Annotated in this window: 12 protein-coding genes; 4 read left to right on the top strand and 8 right to left on the bottom strand. The window is 68.3% G+C overall.

All coding sequences use genetic code 11. The features are described 5' to 3' along the window. Positions 1–48: 48 nt before the first annotated feature. Positions 49–2,277, bottom strand: coding sequence for an NADP-dependent isocitrate dehydrogenase (locus tag R4823_RS26380; protein WP_338616697.1), 2,229 nt, complete (start codon positions 2,275–2,277; stop codon positions 49–51). A 577-nt stretch (positions 2,278–2,854) separates the two neighbouring features. On the opposite strand from R4823_RS26380, the gene R4823_RS26385 reads away from it, so the two are divergent. Beyond that, entirely contained in the window at positions 2,855–3,769 is a 915-nt protein-coding gene (locus tag R4823_RS26385) for a hypothetical protein (protein WP_176400683.1), read from the top strand. A 100-nt stretch (positions 3,770–3,869) separates the two neighbouring features. Further along, positions 3,870–5,066 (top strand): MFS transporter, encoded by a 1,197-nt coding sequence (locus tag R4823_RS26390; RefSeq protein WP_338616699.1) that lies wholly within the window; start codon positions 3,870–3,872, stop codon positions 5,064–5,066. 274 nt (positions 5,067–5,340) lie between these two features. Here the strand turns inward: R4823_RS26390 and R4823_RS26395 are convergent, their stop codons facing one another. The 6 genes from R4823_RS26395 to R4823_RS26420 form a co-directional block, all read right to left on the bottom strand. Then, on the bottom strand, positions 5,341–6,309 hold the full coding sequence (locus tag R4823_RS26395; protein WP_338616700.1) for a tripartite tricarboxylate transporter substrate binding protein: 969 nt from the start codon (positions 6,307–6,309) through the stop codon (positions 5,341–5,343). 149 nt (positions 6,310–6,458) lie between these two features. Then, positions 6,459–7,229: a TetR/AcrR family transcriptional regulator C-terminal domain-containing protein gene (locus tag R4823_RS26400; protein WP_087838045.1), complete on the bottom strand. Its 771-nt coding sequence runs from the start codon at positions 7,227–7,229 to the stop codon at positions 6,459–6,461. Positions 7,230–7,307: 78 nt separating this feature from the next. Further along, entirely contained in the window at positions 7,308–8,456 is a 1,149-nt protein-coding gene (locus tag R4823_RS26405) for an FAD-dependent monooxygenase (RefSeq protein ID WP_087838046.1), read from the bottom strand. Continuing rightward, the gene (locus tag R4823_RS26410; protein ID WP_338616706.1) at positions 8,453–9,301 is read right to left on the bottom strand and encodes a VOC family protein; all 849 of its coding nucleotides are present in this window, start codon (positions 9,299–9,301) and stop codon (positions 8,453–8,455) included. The genes R4823_RS26405 and R4823_RS26410 overlap by 4 nt, the downstream gene beginning before the upstream one ends. Continuing rightward, positions 9,298–10,998, bottom strand: coding sequence for an AMP-binding protein (locus R4823_RS26415; protein WP_338616708.1), 1,701 nt, complete (start codon positions 10,996–10,998; stop codon positions 9,298–9,300). Before R4823_RS26415 ends, R4823_RS26410 begins: the two co-directional genes overlap by 4 nt. A gap of 19 nt (positions 10,999–11,017) precedes the next feature. Next, on the bottom strand, positions 11,018–12,205 hold the full coding sequence (locus tag R4823_RS26420) for an alpha/beta hydrolase (RefSeq protein WP_338619231.1): 1,188 nt from the start codon (positions 12,203–12,205) through the stop codon (positions 11,018–11,020). 220 nt (positions 12,206–12,425) lie between these two features. On the opposite strand from R4823_RS26420, the gene R4823_RS26425 reads away from it, so the two are divergent. Both R4823_RS26425 and R4823_RS26430 read left to right on the top strand, forming a co-directional pair. Beyond that, a complete protein-coding gene (locus R4823_RS26425; protein ID WP_338616710.1) occupies positions 12,426–14,438 on the top strand; it encodes a PAS domain S-box protein in 2,013 nt (670 codons plus the stop codon). Then, entirely contained in the window at positions 14,428–15,069 is a 642-nt protein-coding gene (locus R4823_RS26430) for a glutathione S-transferase family protein (protein WP_338616712.1), read from the top strand. Before R4823_RS26425 ends, R4823_RS26430 begins: the two co-directional genes overlap by 11 nt. 6 nt (positions 15,070–15,075) lie before the next feature. Here R4823_RS26430 and betT read toward each other — a convergent pair whose 3' ends face one another. Next, positions 15,076–17,025: a choline BCCT transporter BetT gene (betT, locus tag R4823_RS26435; protein ID WP_338616714.1), complete on the bottom strand. Its 1,950-nt coding sequence runs from the start codon at positions 17,023–17,025 to the stop codon at positions 15,076–15,078. Positions 17,026–17,027: the final 2 nt, after the last annotated feature.

A 17,027-nucleotide genomic window follows, 5' to 3' on the forward strand; every position in this document is an offset into this window, starting at 1 on the left:
TGGGGGGCTCACCATGCTGGGGCGCGCGTCAGCGCGTAGGGGGGCCCTCTACCCCAGCTTGGCCAAGGCCGCGTTCAGCGTGGCGCTGGGACGCATGGCCTTGCTGGCCAGCTCGGGGCTGGGACGGTAGTAGCCGCCGATGTCGTTCGGCTTGCCTTGCACCGCGCCCAGCTCAGCCACGATCTTGGCTTCGTTGTCGGCCAATTCCTTGGCGACGGGCGCGAACGCGGCCTGCAGTTCCTTGTCCCCGGTCTGGGCGGCCAGGGCCTGGGCCCAGTACAGGGCCAGGTAGAAGTGGCTGCCGCGGTTGTCCAGGCCGCCGACCTTGCGGGCGGGCGACTTGTCCTCGTCCAGGAACTTGCCGGTGGCCTGGTCCAGCGTGGTGGCCAGCACCTTGGCCTTGGCGTTCTTGTACGTGTCGGCCAGGTGTTCGATGGAAGCGGCCAGGGCCAGGAACTCGCCCAGCGAATCCCAGCGCAGGAAGCCTTCTTCCAGGAACTGCTGCACGTGCTTGGGCGCCGAGCCGCCGGCACCGGTCTCGAACAGGCCGCCGCCGGCCATCAGCGGAACGATGGACAGCATCTTGGCGCTGGTGCCCAGTTCCATGATGGGGAACAGGTCGGTCAGGTAGTCGCGCAGCACGTTGCCGGTGACCGAGATGGTGTCCTGGCCCTTGCGGATACGCTCGACCGACAGCCGGGTGGCCTCGACCGGCGACAGGATGCGGATGTCCAGGCCGCTGGTGTCGTGGTCCTTCAGGTACTTCTCGACCTTGGCGATGATCTGGGCATCGTGGGCGCGGTTCTTGTCCAGCCAGAACACGGCCGGGGCGCCGGTGGCGCGGGCGCGGCTGACGGCCAGCTTGACCCAGTCCTGGACCGGCGCGTCCTTGGTCTGGCACATGCGGAAGATGTCGCCGGCTTCGACCGGCTGCTCCAGCAGCACCTTGCCGGCTTCGTCGACCACGCGCACCGTGCCGTCGGCCGGCAGCTGGAAGGTCTTGTCGTGCGAACCGTATTCCTCGGCGGCCTGGGCCATCAGGCCGACGTTGGGCACGGTGCCCATCGTGACCGGGTCGAACGGGCCGTTCTTCTTGCAGTCCTCGATGACGACCTGGTAGACGTCGGCGTAGCAGCGATCGGGAATCACGGCCTTGGCGTCATGCAGCTGGCCGTCCGGGCCCCACATCTTGCCCGACTCGCGGATCATGGCGGGCATCGAGGCGTCGATGATGACGTCGCTGGGCACGTGCAGGTTGGTGATGCCCTTGTCGGAGTTCACCATGGCCAGTTCGGGACGCCTGGCGTATTCGGCCTTGATGTCGGCTTCGATCTCGGCCTGCTTGTCGGCCGGCAGGTCCTTGATCTTGGCGTACAGGTCGCCCAGGCCGTTGTTGGGGTCGAAGCCGACCTGCTTGAGCGCGTCGGCGTGCTTGGCCAGCACATCCTTGAAGAACACGGACACCACCTGGCCGAACAGGATGGGGTCCGAGACCTTCATCATGGTGGCCTTCAGGTGCACCGAGAACAGCACGCCCTGCTTCTTGGCGTCCTCGATCTGGGCTTCGATGAAGCTGGCCAGTTTCTTCTTGCTCATGGTCGAGGCGTCGATGATCTCGCCCGCCTTGACCGCGGTCTTTTCCTTCAGCACCTTGGTCGTGCCGTCCTTGCCCACCAGCTCGATGCGGACGTTGCCGGCGTTCTCGACCACGGCGGACTTCTCGCTGCCGTAGAAGTCGCCGCTTTCCATATGGGCGACGTGCGACTTCGAGTCGGCGCTCCAGGCGCCCATCTTGTGGGGGTGCTTGCGGGCGTAGTTCTTGACCGACAGCGGCGCGCGGCGATCGGAGTTGCCTTCGCGCAGGACCGGGTTCACGGCGCTGCCCTTGACCTTGTCGTAGCGGGCCTTGACGTCCTTGTCGGTGTCGTTCTTGACCTCGTCCGGATAGTCGGGAAGCTTGTAGCCCTTCTGCTGCAGTTCCTTGATCGCGGCCTTGAGCTGCGGGATCGAGGCGCTGATGTTGGGCAGCTTGATGATGTTGGCTTCCGGCTTGGTCGCCAGCTGGCCGAGGTAGGCCAGGTCGTCCGAGATCTTCTGCGCGTCGGTCAGGTACTCGGGGAACACGGCGATGATGCGGCCGGAAAGGGAGATGTCCCGCGTTTCGACGTCGACGCCGGCGGAACGGGTGAAAGCCTGGACGATGGGCAGCAGCGAGTACGTCGCCAGTGCAGGCGCTTCGTCAGTGAGGGTGTAGATGATCTTCGACGTGGTAGACATTCTTTATTGAATCTCACTCGATTACGGAAGTAGCGGAGATTCTCGGACAACCCCCTGGGACCGGGCATGCACTGGCGGCCATGCAGGGGACGTCGCGCGGGCGCCCTGACACCCGCGCGCCGGCTTCGATTGCCTGAAGAATCGCGTCCTCGCGAATGCCGTGGCGGCCCGGGCCTCCCGGCCCCGGATCCGCGGCTTTCACAATGCGGAGTGAGATTTTATCACTGCCTGCCTGGTCGGCGCCCCGGGCGGCAACGACGGGAAAGCCGTCCCGTCATGCACATCCGAGCACGACGCGGACCGCCAGCGCTCGGCCGCGCCGGACGCGACTCCGGCGACAACCGCGCCTTTCCGGCTCGACCGGGCACGGCACTTGCGCAATCGGGTCGCCCGTGGCGGGCATGCGTGCCCGCCGCCGTCCATCCACCTTCCAATCGGAGATCTTCATGCGCGCCATCCTGCTCTGGCTCCTGGGCGTTCCCATTCCCATCATCATCCTGCTCGCCCTGTTCTGGCACTAGCGCCCGCGCCGCTTCGCGGTCCACGCCTCCTTCCAACCACAAGAAAAGGCCACCTCATGGAAAACGCTACATCCGCAGGTAATTCTTACGTTTCCAGCCCCACCCTGGCACGCGCGAACGAATCCCCCGCGTCCGCGGTCTCCTGGGCCGCCATCATCGCCGGCGCCGTCATCGCCTCGGCGGTCTCCTTCATGCTGCTCGCCGGCGGCGCGGGACTGGGCTTCGTCTCGATGTCCCCGTGGTCCGGCGAAGGGGCCTCGGCCACCGCGCTGGGCATAGGCGCCATCGTCTGGATGATCCTGACCCACATCATCGCGTACGGCCTGGGCGGCTACCTGGCCGGACGGCTGCGCACGAAATGGGTCGGCATCCACACCGACGAGACCTACTTCCGCGACACCGCGCACGGCTTCCTGGTGTGGGCGCTGAGCGCCGTCGTCAGCGCCATCGTGCTCGGTTCAGCGCTGATGTCCGCCGCGGCCGGCACGGCGAAGGCCGGCGCCACCATCGCCGCGGGCACCGGCGCCGCAGCCACGGCCGCCGCCGGGCAGGCGATGCAGACGGACCAGGGCGGCATGCCGACCGGCTACGTGGCCGACCTGCTGCTGCGGAGCGAACAGCCCAACCCGGCCGGGGACCCCGGCGCGGTGCGGGCCGAGGTCGGCCGCATCGTCGCCGCCAGCGTGGCCCGCGGGGAGCTGAGCGCCGAGGACCGCGGCTACCTGGCGCGGGTCGTCTCGGCGCAGACCGGCGCCGACCAGGCCACGGCCGAGAAGCGGGTGGACGACGTCGTCACGCGCGCCCGGCAGGCGGCCCAGCAGGCCGAGCAGACCGCGCGGCAGGCGGCGGACACGGCCCGCAAGGCGGCCGCTGCGTTCGCCCTGTGGGCCTTCGCGGCCATGCTGATCGGCGCCTTCGTGGCAAGCTGGATGGCCACCGTGGGAGGCCGGAGCCGCGACGACATCGTCTAGCGGAACGGGCCGGGCCGGCCGCGGGCGTCGATTTGCGCGACAATTGCGGCATCGACCACACGCGGCGCCCGCCGGCCCGCCCCAGCCCCTTCCCCCCGCAATGACAGCGCCGCGCAGCGACACTCCCTTCAGCCTCAAGCAGATCGCCGTCCCGGCATTCGGTCCATCAGTCCTCTACGGCGTCGGCAACGGCGCCATCCTCCCGATCATCGCGCTCAGCGCCCGCGAGCTCGGCGCCTCGGTGGCCCTGGCCGGATTGATCGTGTCCCTGATGGGCATAGGTTCGCTGGTCAGTAACATCCCGGCCGCCATGATCACGTCCCGCCACGGGGAACGCCGGTCCATGGCGGGCGCGGCCGCGTTCAGCGTGCTGGCGCTGCTGCTGTGCATCTTCGCCACGCATGCCTGGATGCTGGCCGTGGGGGTCTTCCTGGTGGGCATGGCGGCGTCGGTCTTCATGCTGGCCCGCCAGACCTACCTGATCGATGCCGTGCCCTCCTACATGCGGGCGCGGGCACTCTCCACACTGGGCGGCACCAACCGGATAGGCGTCTTCATCGGCCCTTTCGCCGGCGCGGCCATGATTCACTTCGTGGGCATCAACGGTGCCTACTGGGTGGCCGCGGTGGCGATCTCAGGCGCCGGGCTGATCGCTCACCTCGCCCCCGAGATGGGCGGCCAGCTCCATGCCGATCCCGCGCGCGCCAAGCCGCGCGTCCAGGACATCGCGCGCGACCATGCCAAGGTGTTCCTGACCCTGGGCCTGGGCATCCTGCTGGTCAGCGCCCTGCGCTCGTCGCGCCAGGTCGTGATCCCGCTGTGGGCCGACCACCTGGGGCTCGCGCCGACCGCCGCCTCGATCATCTACGGGCTGGTCGCCGCCATCGACATGTCGGTGTTCTACCCGGCCGGCACGATCATGGACCGGCACGGCCGCCTGTGGGTGGCGCTGCCCTCCGTGCTGCTGATGGGCGGCGCGCTGATGGCCACCTCGCTGACGACCGGCGTCGTGTCCTTCCTGATCGTGTCGCTGATCCTGGGCTTCGGCAACGGCATCAGTTCGGGCATCGTCATGACACTGGGGGCCGACTCCTCGCCCGCCCATGGACGCACGGAGTTCCTGGGCATCTGGCGCCTGATCGCCGACGTGGGCAACAGCCTCGGACCGGTCATCCTGTCGGCCATCACGGCCCTGGCGTCGCTGACCATAGGGGTGGCATCGGTAGGCACGCTGGGGCTCGCAGCGGCGGCCGTCCTTTGGCGGTGGCTGCCGAAGAGGGCCCCCCCTACGCGCTGACGCGCGCCCCCCAGGGGGCGATGCGGGTGGACCGGCGGAGCCGGATCCACCGCATCCTGGGTCTAGTACCCGTTTCTTGGGTTGTAGCGCCGGTGCTATCGCTGGCTGCCGGCGACAGCACCGGTGCTTCATCCCAAGACAGTTTCCCCAGACCCAGGAAACCGCGGATCTGGCTTTGCAGTCCGCCGGTTTCGCCCCCTCGAGGGGGCCCGCGCAAGCGGGTAGGGGGTGGGCTTCCCCGACCGGCGGAGTCGGATCCTGGGTCTGCTCTTCGTTACTCGGGTTTTACGCCGGCTTCGGCGATGACTTCTTCCCAACGCTTCTTTTCGCTGCGGATGAAGTCGCGCGCCTGGGCGTGGGACTTGATCATCGGATAGGTGCCCAGTTCCGTCAGGCGGGCGACGAAGGGGCCCTGGCGCAGCGCCGCGTTGACGTCGGCGCTGGTCCGGTCGATCACGGCCTGGGGCGTGCCCTTGGGGGCGAACATGGCGAACCAGCCGGAAGCGACGGTGCCGGGTACGGCGTCCTTGGCCAGGGGAATGCCTTCCAGGCCGGGCAGCGCTTCGTCGGCCGTGACGGCGATGGCCTGGATGCGGCCGCTGCGCACCAACGGAAGCAGCGGCGCGGTGCCGTCGACGTACAGCGGGATGTCGCCCTTGATCAGCGCCTGGATGGCCTGCGTCGTACCGCTGAAACCGATCTGCCGGAACCGGGCATGGGCGTACTGGCCCATCATCTCGGAGGTCAGGTGGGGAACGGATCCGCGGCGGGGGCTGCCGATGACCACGTCGTCGGGCCTGGCGCGGGCGGCGGCCAGGATCTCGGCCACGCTCTTGTACGGCGCCTGGGCATTGGCGACGAACAGCATCGGCGTATAGGCGATGGTGGCCACCGTCTCGGCATCGCGTTCGATGTCGAAGCGGGCTTCCTTGTACATGACCGGCGTGGTCACGGCCGCCGCGGCATGAAAGAGCCCCAGCGTATAGCCGTCGGGCGCGGCCTGGGCCAGTTCCTGCATGGCGGCGATGCCGTTGCCGGCGGGGCGGTTCTCCACCACCACCTGCTGGCCCCAGGCCGCGGTCAGCCGTTCGGCCACCAGCCGCGCGATGATGTCGGGGGCGCTGCCGGCGATGGACGGCACCACCATCTTCACCATGCGGGCCGGATAGGTCTCGGCGGCAAGCGCCGGCACCGCGGCCAGGATGCCCGCCAGCGCGGCGGCGCAGGCCAGTTTGCGATCCATGTCGTGTCTCCTCCGGTACGCGCGGGCAGGCTGGGCGCCACCCGCTCCTCGACCATATTTGATATGCATTCAATTAATGTACGAATAATTGATTGAGTATCAAATAATGGTTTGTACGGAGGCAGGACGCGCGCCGCGCCATGGCGATCCTATCCCTGGCGCGGGCGCCGGGTAGAGGAAGCGCCCGCGCGCCAGGCGGCGATGCCGTCCAGCGTGATGCGCAGCCCTTCGTCGAAAGCCGTGGCCGAACTCAGGCGAGCGAACGAGCGGCTGATGGCGCGCGCGGCGGGGTAGGGATCCGCCGACTCCAGCCGCGCCCGGATGAAATCCTCGTGGTAGGCCGGCATCTGCCGCGAAGCCTCGGCCATGCTGGCGCCCACCAGGTACTGGGCGATCAGGTGGTAGGCCAGCGCCACCTGGTCGTTCGTGAAGCCGCCCTGCATGATGGCCGAGGCCATATGGTTGAAGAACACCATGCCGTAGTCGGTCTCGTCCGGCTCGACGTCCTGGAACAGGCGGTAGCGGTTGTGCGAGGCCACGTACATGCTGGCACCCGGATTGGCGATGGCCACCGCGAAGCTCAGCCGCGCGATGGTCTCGACGTCCGAGCGCCAGTCGCCAGTCAGCGCGGGCAGCTTCTCGACCCGCTGGCGGTAATAGTCGTTCAGGACGCCCGACACCAGCTTGTCGCGTCCGCCCATGTAGTAGTGGATGAGGCCCGGCGCGACGCCGAAATCGCGCGCCAGCTGCACCATCGAGATCTGGTCCAGCGGCATGCTCTTGGCCAGTTCTATCGCGCGCTGGAGTATGGCCCAGCGGCTCAGCATGGGCTCGGCGGTGATCGGCGATTCGACCTTGGGAGGCCGGCCGCGGCGGCGGGGAACGGGGGCCTGGGCGGCGGCCTTCTTGGGGGCGGGCATGGCGGGCGGGGCGGGTGGAGACGGCTCTATCGTAGAAAATTATTGCCAGGGCGGCAATTTCCGCGTCCGTCGCGCCCGCTATCCGGCCAGCGCCGCCACCCCGGCCTCCTCCATCTCGCGGACCAGTTCCGGATACTGGAGCTTCAGGCGGTCGCGATCGACCCGCCCCGTGCGGGTCATGAAGCGGTAGACGAATTCGTGCGGCGAGTCGATCCGCATCCATTCGCGCACGCGCTCGTACCAGGTGTAGGACGCTTCCGAGGCGCGGATGAGCCGCTGCTTGGCGGGCTTGCGCGACGCCACGTACAGCGCCAGCGCACCGCCGACGTCGTCCGGGCGCTGCCGCAGTGCCTCGGCCAGCGCGACGGCGTCCTCCATCGCGATGCGGGTGCCCGAACCGATGGAGAAATGCGCGCTGGCCAGCGCATCGCCCAGCAGCACGCGGTTGCCCGCATGCCAGGATCGATTGCGCACCACCGGAAACTGGCGCCAGCTGGAATGGTTGGACACCAGCCCATGCCCGCCCAGCTCCGGCGCGAACACCTGTTCGAACAGGGCTTGCCGCCCCTGCGCGTCCATCGCCTCCATGCCGAACTCGACCCAGGTCCGGTCGTCGCACTCGGCCACGAAAGTACTCATGGCCGCCGAGTACGGGTAGTAGTGCGCGACGAAGCAGCCGCCCCGCCATTCGCGGAACACCAGTGCCGGCGTCTCGAAGGCCTTGTCGACGCCATACCAGGCGAAGTGGTTGGTCAGCCGGCCGTGCGTCGTGCCGAAGGCGGCTTCGTCGGCCGCGCGCAGCGTCGAATTCACGCCGTCCGCGCCCACCACCAGGTCGGCGTCCAGCGCATGGACGTCGGCCAGCCGGTGCTCGTGGCGTACGTCCACGTCCAGGCGGCGGGCATGGTCCTGCAGGATGCGCAGCAGGTCGATGCGCGGAATCGCGCCGCCGCCCGCCCCCGGCCGGCGCACGACGATGGGCCGCTCGCGCATGACGATGGTCTGGCGGTCGTTGAAGCGCATGGCGCCCATCAGGTCCTCGACCACCTCGGGCGCGGCCTCGCGCAGCGAGGCCAGGCCGGTGTCGGCCAGCACCACGCCGAAGCCGAAGGTCGCGCCGGCCGGGTTCTGCTCGAGCACCGCGATGCGCGCATGCGGCAGGCGCTGCTTGAGCAGGATGGACAGGAACAGCCCCGACGGGCCTCCACCGACGATGATGACCTTCATGGCGACTCCGGGTCGATGGCGAGGGTGTCCATGTCGAACGCGGCGATGCGGCCCGCCAGGCCGCCCGTCAGCGCGCCGTACCAGACGGCGGGCTTGAAGCCCAGCTCCTTGCGCCGGAACCGCAGGCCGGGCGTGCCATCGATGCGGGCGTAGCCGGCCGCGCCCCGGCGCACCGCGTAGCCTCGGGCGCGCGCATCGTCCAGCAGCGGGGCGAACTCGGGCACGTCCAGCACGTACACCGACGCCACGCCGGCCGGCCGGTCCGCGTCGTCCAGCGCCGCCGCCTTGCGCCGCCACACGGGCTCGATGCCGTCCAGGCGCTCGCCCTGCCCCGCCTCCAGCGCCATCGCGGCCTCCAGCGTACGGGCGGCATCGTCCGCATCGGCCTGGCCGAAGGGCCGCAACTGGGTGGTGATCTCGATGGGGTAGCCGTTGGGATCGTTGAAGTAGATGGACTCGATCACCTCGTGGCGGATCTGGTAGCGCAGCGGGATGCCCGCGGCTTCCACGCGCGCGCGCCACCGCAGCAGCTCGGCCTCGTCCGGCACCCGCCACGCGGTGTGCGTCGCGCGTTCCTGGTAATGGTCGCTCACGCGCAGCTTGTCCGGACGCTGCGTGCCGATGTAGTAGAAGAACGCGATGGTGCTGCCATTGCCGCTGTCGAAGAAGAAGTGCAGGAAGTCGGCATGGTCGTCCGACCCCCAGCCGCGCGCGGAGATCGCGTGCACCAGCGGCAGGCCGAGCTGGTCGCGGTAGAAGCGCACCGTCTCGGACAGTTTCCAGGTGGGGCGGGCGGTATGGTGCACGCCGTGCAATCGCAGAGGGGAAAGCGCTTCGGTAGTCATGTCGGAAGTTCCTCGTTGCTGGGCGCGGCCTGCGCCAGGATGGCGGCGATCCGTTCCCGCAGGATCTGCTTGCTGAGCTTGCCGGAGGCCGAGAGCGGGAAATCCGCCAGGACCTCGATGCGTTCGGGCCACTTGAACTTGGCCAGCCCCTCGCCATGCAGGAAGCGGCCCAGTTCCTCGACGTCCGGCGCGTGCGCCGACGGCCGGAGCGTGGCGAACAGGCAGGCCTTTTCGCCGTAGACGGGATCGGGCATGCCGACCAGCGCGCAGTTCAGGATGGCGGGATGGCGGCTGACGACGCCTTCGACTTCCTCGGCGTTGATCTTCTCGCCGCCCCGGTCGATCACGTCCTTGATGCGGCCCTGGAAGAAGTAGTAGCGCCGCCCGTCCTCGATCCGGCTGGACATCAGGTCGCCCGAACGGTAATGGCCGTCCGCCGTGAAGCGGTGCGCATCCTCGGCGGCGGACTTGTAGTAGCCCTGGATGGTGTACGGGCCGCGGAACAGCGCTTCGCCGATCTCGCCGTCGGCCACAGGCTCTTCCGTGCCGGGGCGCACGATCTTCACTTCGTCGTGCTCGGATACCGGCCGGCCCACCGAACCGTCGTTCAGATGGGGCGGATCGTCTTCGCGCGTGAACATGATCACGCCTTCGGTCATGCCGAAGATGTGCCGTGCCGGCGATCCCGTCAGCCGCGCCATGCCGCCCGCGTTCTTCGAGGTGATGAAACGCCGGCGCGCCTTCTCGCGCTCGTCCGCCAGGGCCAGTTCTGGCGCGATGCGCGTCAGGATGGGACCCGGCGCGCCGAACCACGTGGGGCGATGGTCCCGGACCAGCGCACGCAGCGTTTCCTCGCCCAGGTCGGGGGCCACCGTGATCGCGCCGCCGCACAGCAGGAAGGGGCCGAAGCAGCAGCCCATGTTGAGGTTGTGCATGTACGGCGTGGGGAAGAACAGCACGTCGTCGCGGGTGTAGCCGTTGCAGGCGGCGACGGCCCGCATGTTGTACACGTATTCGCTCTGGAAGCGGGGGATGATCTTGGGCACGCCGGTCGTGCCGCCGGACAGCTGGAATACCGCGACCTGCCATGGGTCGTGTTCGATGTCCGCCAGCATCGCCCTGGCGCGCTCCCAGGGCATGGCATCGATCAGTTGGCGCAGCCCGTGCGCGCCGGCGCGCGGCTCGCCCCGCGCCTGCACGATGTGGCGCAGCGTGGGCACGGCTTCCTGCATCTCGCGCGCGAAGGCCACGTCGTCGAACCGGGCGTCGTCGCCCTGGACGAGATGCAGGCGGGCATCGGCCAGCTTCGCCAGGTAGCTCACTTCCAGTTTGCGGAAGGCCTGCAGGGCACAGATGGGAATCAGGCCGGCCTTCAGGCAGGCCAGGAAGGCCACCAGCAATTCGGCGCAATTGCCGCTCTGCAGCAGCACGCGGTCATGCCGGGCCAGCCCCAGCGCCAGCATGGCGGCGCCCAGCCGGTCGCTGTCGCGGTCCAGGTCGCGGTAGCTCATCCTTAGCCGCGGCCCGACCAGCGCCAACCGGTCGGCATGCAGCGCGAGCGAGCGTGCGAACGCGCCAGCCAGCGTCTCGCCGCCCAGCAGTCCCAGCCGCGCGTAGCGGCGCAGGCGATCGGCATCGGGATAGCGCACGCCCTCGAGCCGGACCCTTGGTTCCACGTTCATCATGTCTGCGTCCATGTCATGCTTGAGCTGGGGCCTAGGCCATTTTTTCGCGCAGCCATTCGCCGACCGCGCGCCCGGCGATACGCTGGCCGGGCTCCTCGCCCGGGGCCAGCGCCAGGCCATGGTGATTGCCGCGCACGCGCACGTGGCGCTTGTCGGCCGCCCCGATCTGCTCGTGGATCTTCCGTATGTCGGCCGGAAAGGTGCACTGGTCGCCGGTGTACTCCACCAGCAGCGTGGGCTGGGTGATGGCGCCCGCGGTCTTCTCCAGCGAAGCGTTGGACGACAGTCCCGACCAGGTGGACAGCCACGACTCGGGCGTGACCACCCGGGCGAATCCCACGCTGCCCCAGTTCGAAACCAGCGGGTTCCTGCCCCACAACGATCCGGTCCTGCGGTCCGACGGATCGATGGAAATATCCCACGAGCGCAGGTCCGCGTCGGTGCGCCACACCTGGAAGATGGGCGCGTGCGTCGCGATCCGCTGCTCGGCCATCGACGCCCCGCCCGCCTTGACCTTCGCCCTGGCCTCGGCCTTGCGCCGCAGCATCTGCCGCGCGCGGGCATCGATGCGGGCGACGCGCTCGGCCTGGGCGGCACGGTAACGCTGGACGAATGCGGGATCGTAGGACGCGGCGCCCGTCTCGGCATCGTAGCCGTTGTCCCGCGAGAAGGGATCCAGCGCGGGATCGGTCTCCAGGGGATCGTCCTCCGACACCACGGAAGGATCGATGCCCGCCATCAGCAGCCTTCCCTGCCCGGGATGCGGGGACAGCAGGATCATGCCGTCGGCGCGCGGCATCTCCAGCTCGGCCAGGGCGATGGGCCGCCCTCCCGGGGTGCGGGCGATGCGCTGCCCGGCCGGCAGCGACGACTGCTGGTTGTACAGCGTGTACAGGCCGGCGCCGCCCGAGTTGCCCAAGAGCACGATGTTCTCGTAGCCCAGCGAACGCAGGTGCGCCATGCCGGCCGCCACGTCGAACAAGGCCACCTCATGCTCGAGCCGCAGGTCGTTGCCGATGGAACGCGATCCCTGCACCCAGCAGGCGCAGCCGGCGTCCAGCACATGAGGCACCATATAGTGCGTCACCGCCATTTCCCGCGGATGCATCAGCGACACGACCGTCTTGCCCGACTCGGCCGTGGTGAACAGGAAACCCAGTGTGCGCTGGCCGTCGGCCGTGCCCAACGCGTAGGGCACCACCTGGTAAGGCCGGCTCATCAGCCGTGGGTCCCACGACGCGCCTCTCATGCCGGCCGTGACGACCGGCTTGTCGGTAGTGGCCAAGGCAGTCTCCTCGAATTAAATATCACCCTGTCAATTAAATTATGCTTTATTTGACATCATGTCAATTATTTCCATCGCATGGCGATTCACCTTGTTACAGGCCCCATGATGGAGCGTGTATAGACTCGTTGTTCGAGCACCACGAGGTGATGCCTTGAGCTTCTCAGCCATGGACTCGGCCCGACTCCAGGCCGAGGAAAAAGAGCCCGGGACGGGCGAGGCGGCAATGGGGTTCGGAAGCGATACGGACATCAGCTTCCGTATGTTCGTCAATGCCATCGAAGACTATGCGATCTTCATGCTGTCCCCCGACGGACGGGTGAGGACCTGGAACGCCGGCGCGGCCAAGATCAAGGGCTATGAAGCCGACGAGATCCTGGGCAAGCACTTTTCGGTCTTCTATACCGCCGAGGCCGTGGCGCGGGGCTGGCCGCGCTACGAGCTGGAAGAAGCCGCCCTGCATGGCCGCTTCGAGGACGAGGGCTGGCGCGTACGCAAGGACGGCTCGACCTTCTGGGCCAATGTCGTCATTACCGCGCTGCGGGACGAGTCCGGCACCCTCAAGGGCTACGTCAAGATCACCCGGGACCTGAGCGAACGCCGCCAGACCGAGGCGCTGCGGCAGAGCGAGGAGCGGTTCAGGCTGCTGCTCGAAGGTGTGGAAGGCTACGCGATCTACATGCTCGACACCGAAGGCATGATCACGAGCTGGAACACCGGCGCCACGCAGATCACCGGCTACCGGCGGGACGAAGTCATCGGCCGGCACTTCTCCATGTTCCATCCCGCCGACGACGCGTCCCCCGAGGGCCCCGACCGGGTGCTGCGCATCGCCCAGGCCGAGGGCCGCTATGAAGAGGAAGGCTGGCGCCAGCGCAAGGACGCCTCGTTGTTCTGGGCGAACGTGACCACCACCGCCGTCTACGACGAGGCCAACCAGTTGCGGGGCTACGCCAAGATCATGCGCGACATGAGCGAGCGCAAGCGCCTGGAGGAACTGGAGCTGGCCAACCGGCGCATGAGCGAGTTCCTGGCCACCCTGGGCCATGAGCTGCGCAACCCGCTCGCCCCGGTGCGCAACGCCATCGGCATCCTGCAGAAGGACCTGGACATCGACCCCACCGTGGCCCGCTGCCGCGACATGATCGATCGCCAGATCACGCACCTGTCCCGGCTGGTCGACGACCTGCTGGACATCGGCCGCATCACCTCCGGCAAGATCGAGCTGCGCCTGGCGCCGGTGGACATGCGCACCATTATCGAACGCAGCCTCGAATCGTCGCGTTTCCACACCGATGCCCGCGAACAGCGGATCGACGTGGACCTTCCCGCCGAGCCGCTGACGGTGAAGGGCGATATGACACGGCTGGTGCAGGTGCTGCACAACCTGCTGCACAACGCCTCCAAGTTCTCGCCCCCGGGCACGGCCATCACCATACGCGCCTCCCGGCAAGGCCGGTCGGCGCTGATCGAGATGGCCGACCAGGGCCGCGGCATGCCGGAACAGGCCCTGGATGCGGTCTTCCAGTTGTTCGTACAGGAAGACCGCGAGACCAACCCCACCGACAGCGGACTGGGCATAGGGTTGACGCTGTGCCGGTCGCTGGTGCGCATGCACGGCGGCGCCATTTCCGCGTCCAGCCCCGGGCCCGGCCTCGGCAGCACGTTCACGGTCCGCCTGCCCCTGGACGAGCCGGCGCCGCCCGCGCGGGCCATGGCCACCAGCTCGCGCCGGACGTCGACCGCCAGGCGCATCCTGGTGCTGGACGACAACCGCGACTCGGCGGACAGCCTGGCCATGCTGCTGGAGATCAACGGCCACCAGGCGCGTCCGCTGTACACGGCGGAAGCCGCGCTGCGCATGGCGCCCAGCTTCCAGCCGCACATCGTCTTCATCGACCTGGCCATGCCCACCATGGACGGCTTCGCGGCGCTGCGGGCCCTGAAGGCCATCCCGCAACTGGCGCACACCATCTTCATCGCCATGACCGGCTATGGGCAGGAAGAAGACAGGCAGCGCACGGCGCGGGCCGGCTTCGACATGCACCTGGTCAAGCCGCTGGACGTCTCCCAGCTCGGCCCCATTGTCGACGGGGTCGAGCCTGCCGTACCATCCGACGCTCCACCCGGCGCACCCGACGATGCAGGAACCCGCGATGAACGATGAACTTGTCTTCTACACCCACCCGATGTCCCGCGGCCGCATCGCGCGCTGGATGCTCGAAGAGGTCGGCCAGCCCTACCGCACCGAGGTGCTGGATTTCGCCACGACCATGAAGGGTCCGGAGTACCTGGCCATCAACCCCATGGGCAAGGTGCCCGCCATCCGCCACGGCGACACCGTGGTCACCGAATCCGCGGCGATCTGCGCCTACCTGGCCGATGCCTTCCCGCAGGCGCAGCTCGTCCCGCCCCCGCACAGTCCGCTGCGCGGCGCCTACTACCGCTGGCTGTTCTTCTGTGCCGGCCCCGTGGAAGCGGCGGTCACCAACCAGGCACTGGGCATCAGCGTGCCGGAAGACCGGCGGCGCATGGTGGGCTACGGCTCGCTGGCCGAGGTGCTGGACGTGCTGGAGACGGCCGTGGCCGGCGAAGGCTACGTGGCGGGCGACGGTTTCACCGCGGCCGACGTCTACGTGGGCTCGCAGCTGGCCTGGGGCATGATGTTCGGCACGATAGAGAAGCGGCCGGCCTACCAGCGCTACGTGCAGCGCCTGACCAGCCGCCCCGCGGCGGTCCGCGCCCAGCGGATCGACGACGAGCTGGGTGCGGCCATCCAGGCCGGCAAGGCCGGCTGACGGCAGCTAGCGCGCCACGTGCAGGAAATGCCGGTGGCGCTCGTACTGGTCCAGGATGTCGCCGATCACGGCGTCGCGGCTCCACCCCATGATGTCGTAGTCCTGGCCGCCCTCGCGCAGGTGGACCTCGGCCCGGAAGTACTTGCGCCCTTCTTCGTCGCGCACCTCGGCGGCGGTCAGGCCGGGGCGCACGAAGGACTCCGGCCGCACGGCGTAGGAAAAATCCAGGGCCTCCTGGTGCACCACCTCCAGCGCCACCTCGCCTTCCTCGCCGTCGCGCACCCGCGCCTCGTAGCCCAGCTTCTGCAACTCCGCGACCACCGCCTCCATGGCGGGCCGCACCACGCCCGACAGGAAACGCAGCACATGGGCGCGGCGCGGCATCATGACCATGTTGCGCAGCCGCGATTCCCACGGCTCGCCGCCACCCGCCGGCCGTGAAAGCGCCAGCGACTGATGGTGGATGCGGCGCTTGGTGGCATCGAGCTTCAAGGCCTTGAACAACCCCCATACCGAGGCCAGCAGCACGATGGAGAACGGCAGCGCGCTGGCGATGGTCGCGGTCTGCAGCGCCTGCAACCCGTCGGCCAGCAGCAGCGCCACGGCCACCACGCCGGTCAGCACCGACCAGAAGATGCGCTGCCACACCGGCGTGGACTCGGCGCCGCCCGAGGCCAGCAGGTCCACCACCAGGGCCCCCGAATCGGCCGAGGTCACGAAGAACACCACCACCATCGCGATGGCCAGCATGGAGATCGCGTGGCCCCAGGGATAGTGTTCGAGGAAGGCGAAGAGCGCCAGCGAACTGTCCGCCTTGACGGTGTCGGCCAGGCTGTCCAGGTGTTCGAACAGCACGAGATGGATGGCCGAGCCGCCGAACACCGTCATCCACAGGAAGGTGAAGCCGGTGGGCACCAGCAGCACGCCCATCACGAATTCGCGTATGGTCCTGCCGCGCGAGATGCGGGCGATGAACAGGCCCACGAACGGCGACCAGGCGATCCACCAGCCCCAGTAGAACAGCGTCCAGCCGCCTATCCAGTCCGTGGGGCGGTAGGCGTACAGGTTGAAGGTCTTGGCGACGATGTCCGATAGATAGGCGCCGGTGTTCTGCAGGAAGCTCTGGAACAGGAAGATGGTCGGTCCGACGGCCAGCACGAACAGCAGCAGGATCACGGCCAGGTACAGGTTGAGCTCGGACAGGATGCGGATGCCGCGATCCAGCCCGCTGGCCACCGACAGGGTGGCCAGGCCGCATGCGATGGCGATCAGGATGATCTGGGTGGCCGTGCCGATGGGCGTGCCGAACAGATGGTGCAGGCCGCTGTTGATCTGCGCCACCCCCAGCCCGAGCGAGGTCGCGACGCCGAACACGGTGCTGATGATGGCGAAGATGTCCACCGCGTTGCCCAGCGGACCGTGGATGCGGTCGCCGATGAAGGGGTACAGCGCGGACCGCAGCGTAAGCGGCAGGTTGTGGCGGTAGCTGAAATAGGCCAGGACCAGCGCCACCACCGCGTACAGCGACCAGGCATGCAGTCCCCAGTGGAAGAAGGTGATCTTCATGGCCTCGCGGGCCGCCGCCACCGTGCCCGCCTCGCCCACCGGCGGCGCCACCAGGTGCATGACGGGCTCGGCCACGCCGAAGAACATCAGGCCTATGCCCATGCCGGCCGAGAACAGCATCGCGAACCAGGTGAAGTTCCGGTAGTCGGGTTCGCTGTGGTCGGGACCGAGCTTGATGTTGCCGTAGCGGCTCACGGCCATGAACACGACCGACAGCAGGATGATGGCCACCGCCAGGATGTAGAACCAGCTCGCGTTGGTCAGTATCCACCGCTGTATCGTGTCGAAGACGTCCCCGACGATGCGCGGGGCGGAGACGGCGCAGACCACCAGCGCCAGGATGAAAGCGGCCGCGGTGAAGAACACTGGGCGATCTATCGTTGTTTTCATGA

It is taken from the genome of Pigmentiphaga sp. CHJ604, assembly GCF_036972535.1.
GTDB classification, from domain to species: Bacteria; Pseudomonadota; Gammaproteobacteria; order Burkholderiales; family Burkholderiaceae_B; genus Pigmentiphaga; species Pigmentiphaga daeguensis.

Excerpts from the sequence above, each read along its gene's own strand:
- R4823_RS26380 (WP_338616697.1), bottom strand. The coding sequence starts at position 2,277 with ATGTCTACCACGTCGAAGATCATCTACACCCTCACTGACGAAGCGCCT.
- R4823_RS26385 (WP_176400683.1), top strand. The coding sequence starts at position 2,855 with ATGGAAAACGCTACATCCGCAGGTAATTCTTACGTTTCCAGCCCCACC.
- R4823_RS26390 (WP_338616699.1), top strand. The coding sequence starts at position 3,870 with ATGACAGCGCCGCGCAGCGACACTCCCTTCAGCCTCAAGCAGATCGCC.
- R4823_RS26395 (WP_338616700.1), bottom strand. The coding sequence starts at position 6,309 with ATGGATCGCAAACTGGCCTGCGCCGCCGCGCTGGCGGGCATCCTGGCC.
- R4823_RS26400 (WP_087838045.1), bottom strand. The coding sequence starts at position 7,229 with ATGCCCGCCCCCAAGAAGGCCGCCGCCCAGGCCCCCGTTCCCCGCCGC.
- R4823_RS26405 (WP_087838046.1), bottom strand. The coding sequence starts at position 8,456 with ATGAAGGTCATCATCGTCGGTGGAGGCCCGTCGGGGCTGTTCCTGTCC.
- R4823_RS26410 (WP_338616706.1), bottom strand. The coding sequence starts at position 9,301 with ATGACTACCGAAGCGCTTTCCCCTCTGCGATTGCACGGCGTGCACCAT.
- R4823_RS26415 (WP_338616708.1), bottom strand. The coding sequence starts at position 10,998 with ATGGACGCAGACATGATGAACGTGGAACCAAGGGTCCGGCTCGAGGGC.
- R4823_RS26420 (WP_338619231.1), bottom strand. The coding sequence starts at position 12,205 with ATGAGCCGGCCTTACCAGGTGGTGCCCTACGCGTTGGGCACGGCCGAC.
- R4823_RS26430 (WP_338616712.1), top strand. The coding sequence starts at position 14,428 with ATGAACGATGAACTTGTCTTCTACACCCACCCGATGTCCCGCGGCCGC.
- betT (WP_338616714.1), bottom strand. The coding sequence starts at position 17,025 with ATGAAAACAACGATAGATCGCCCAGTGTTCTTCACCGCGGCCGCTTTC.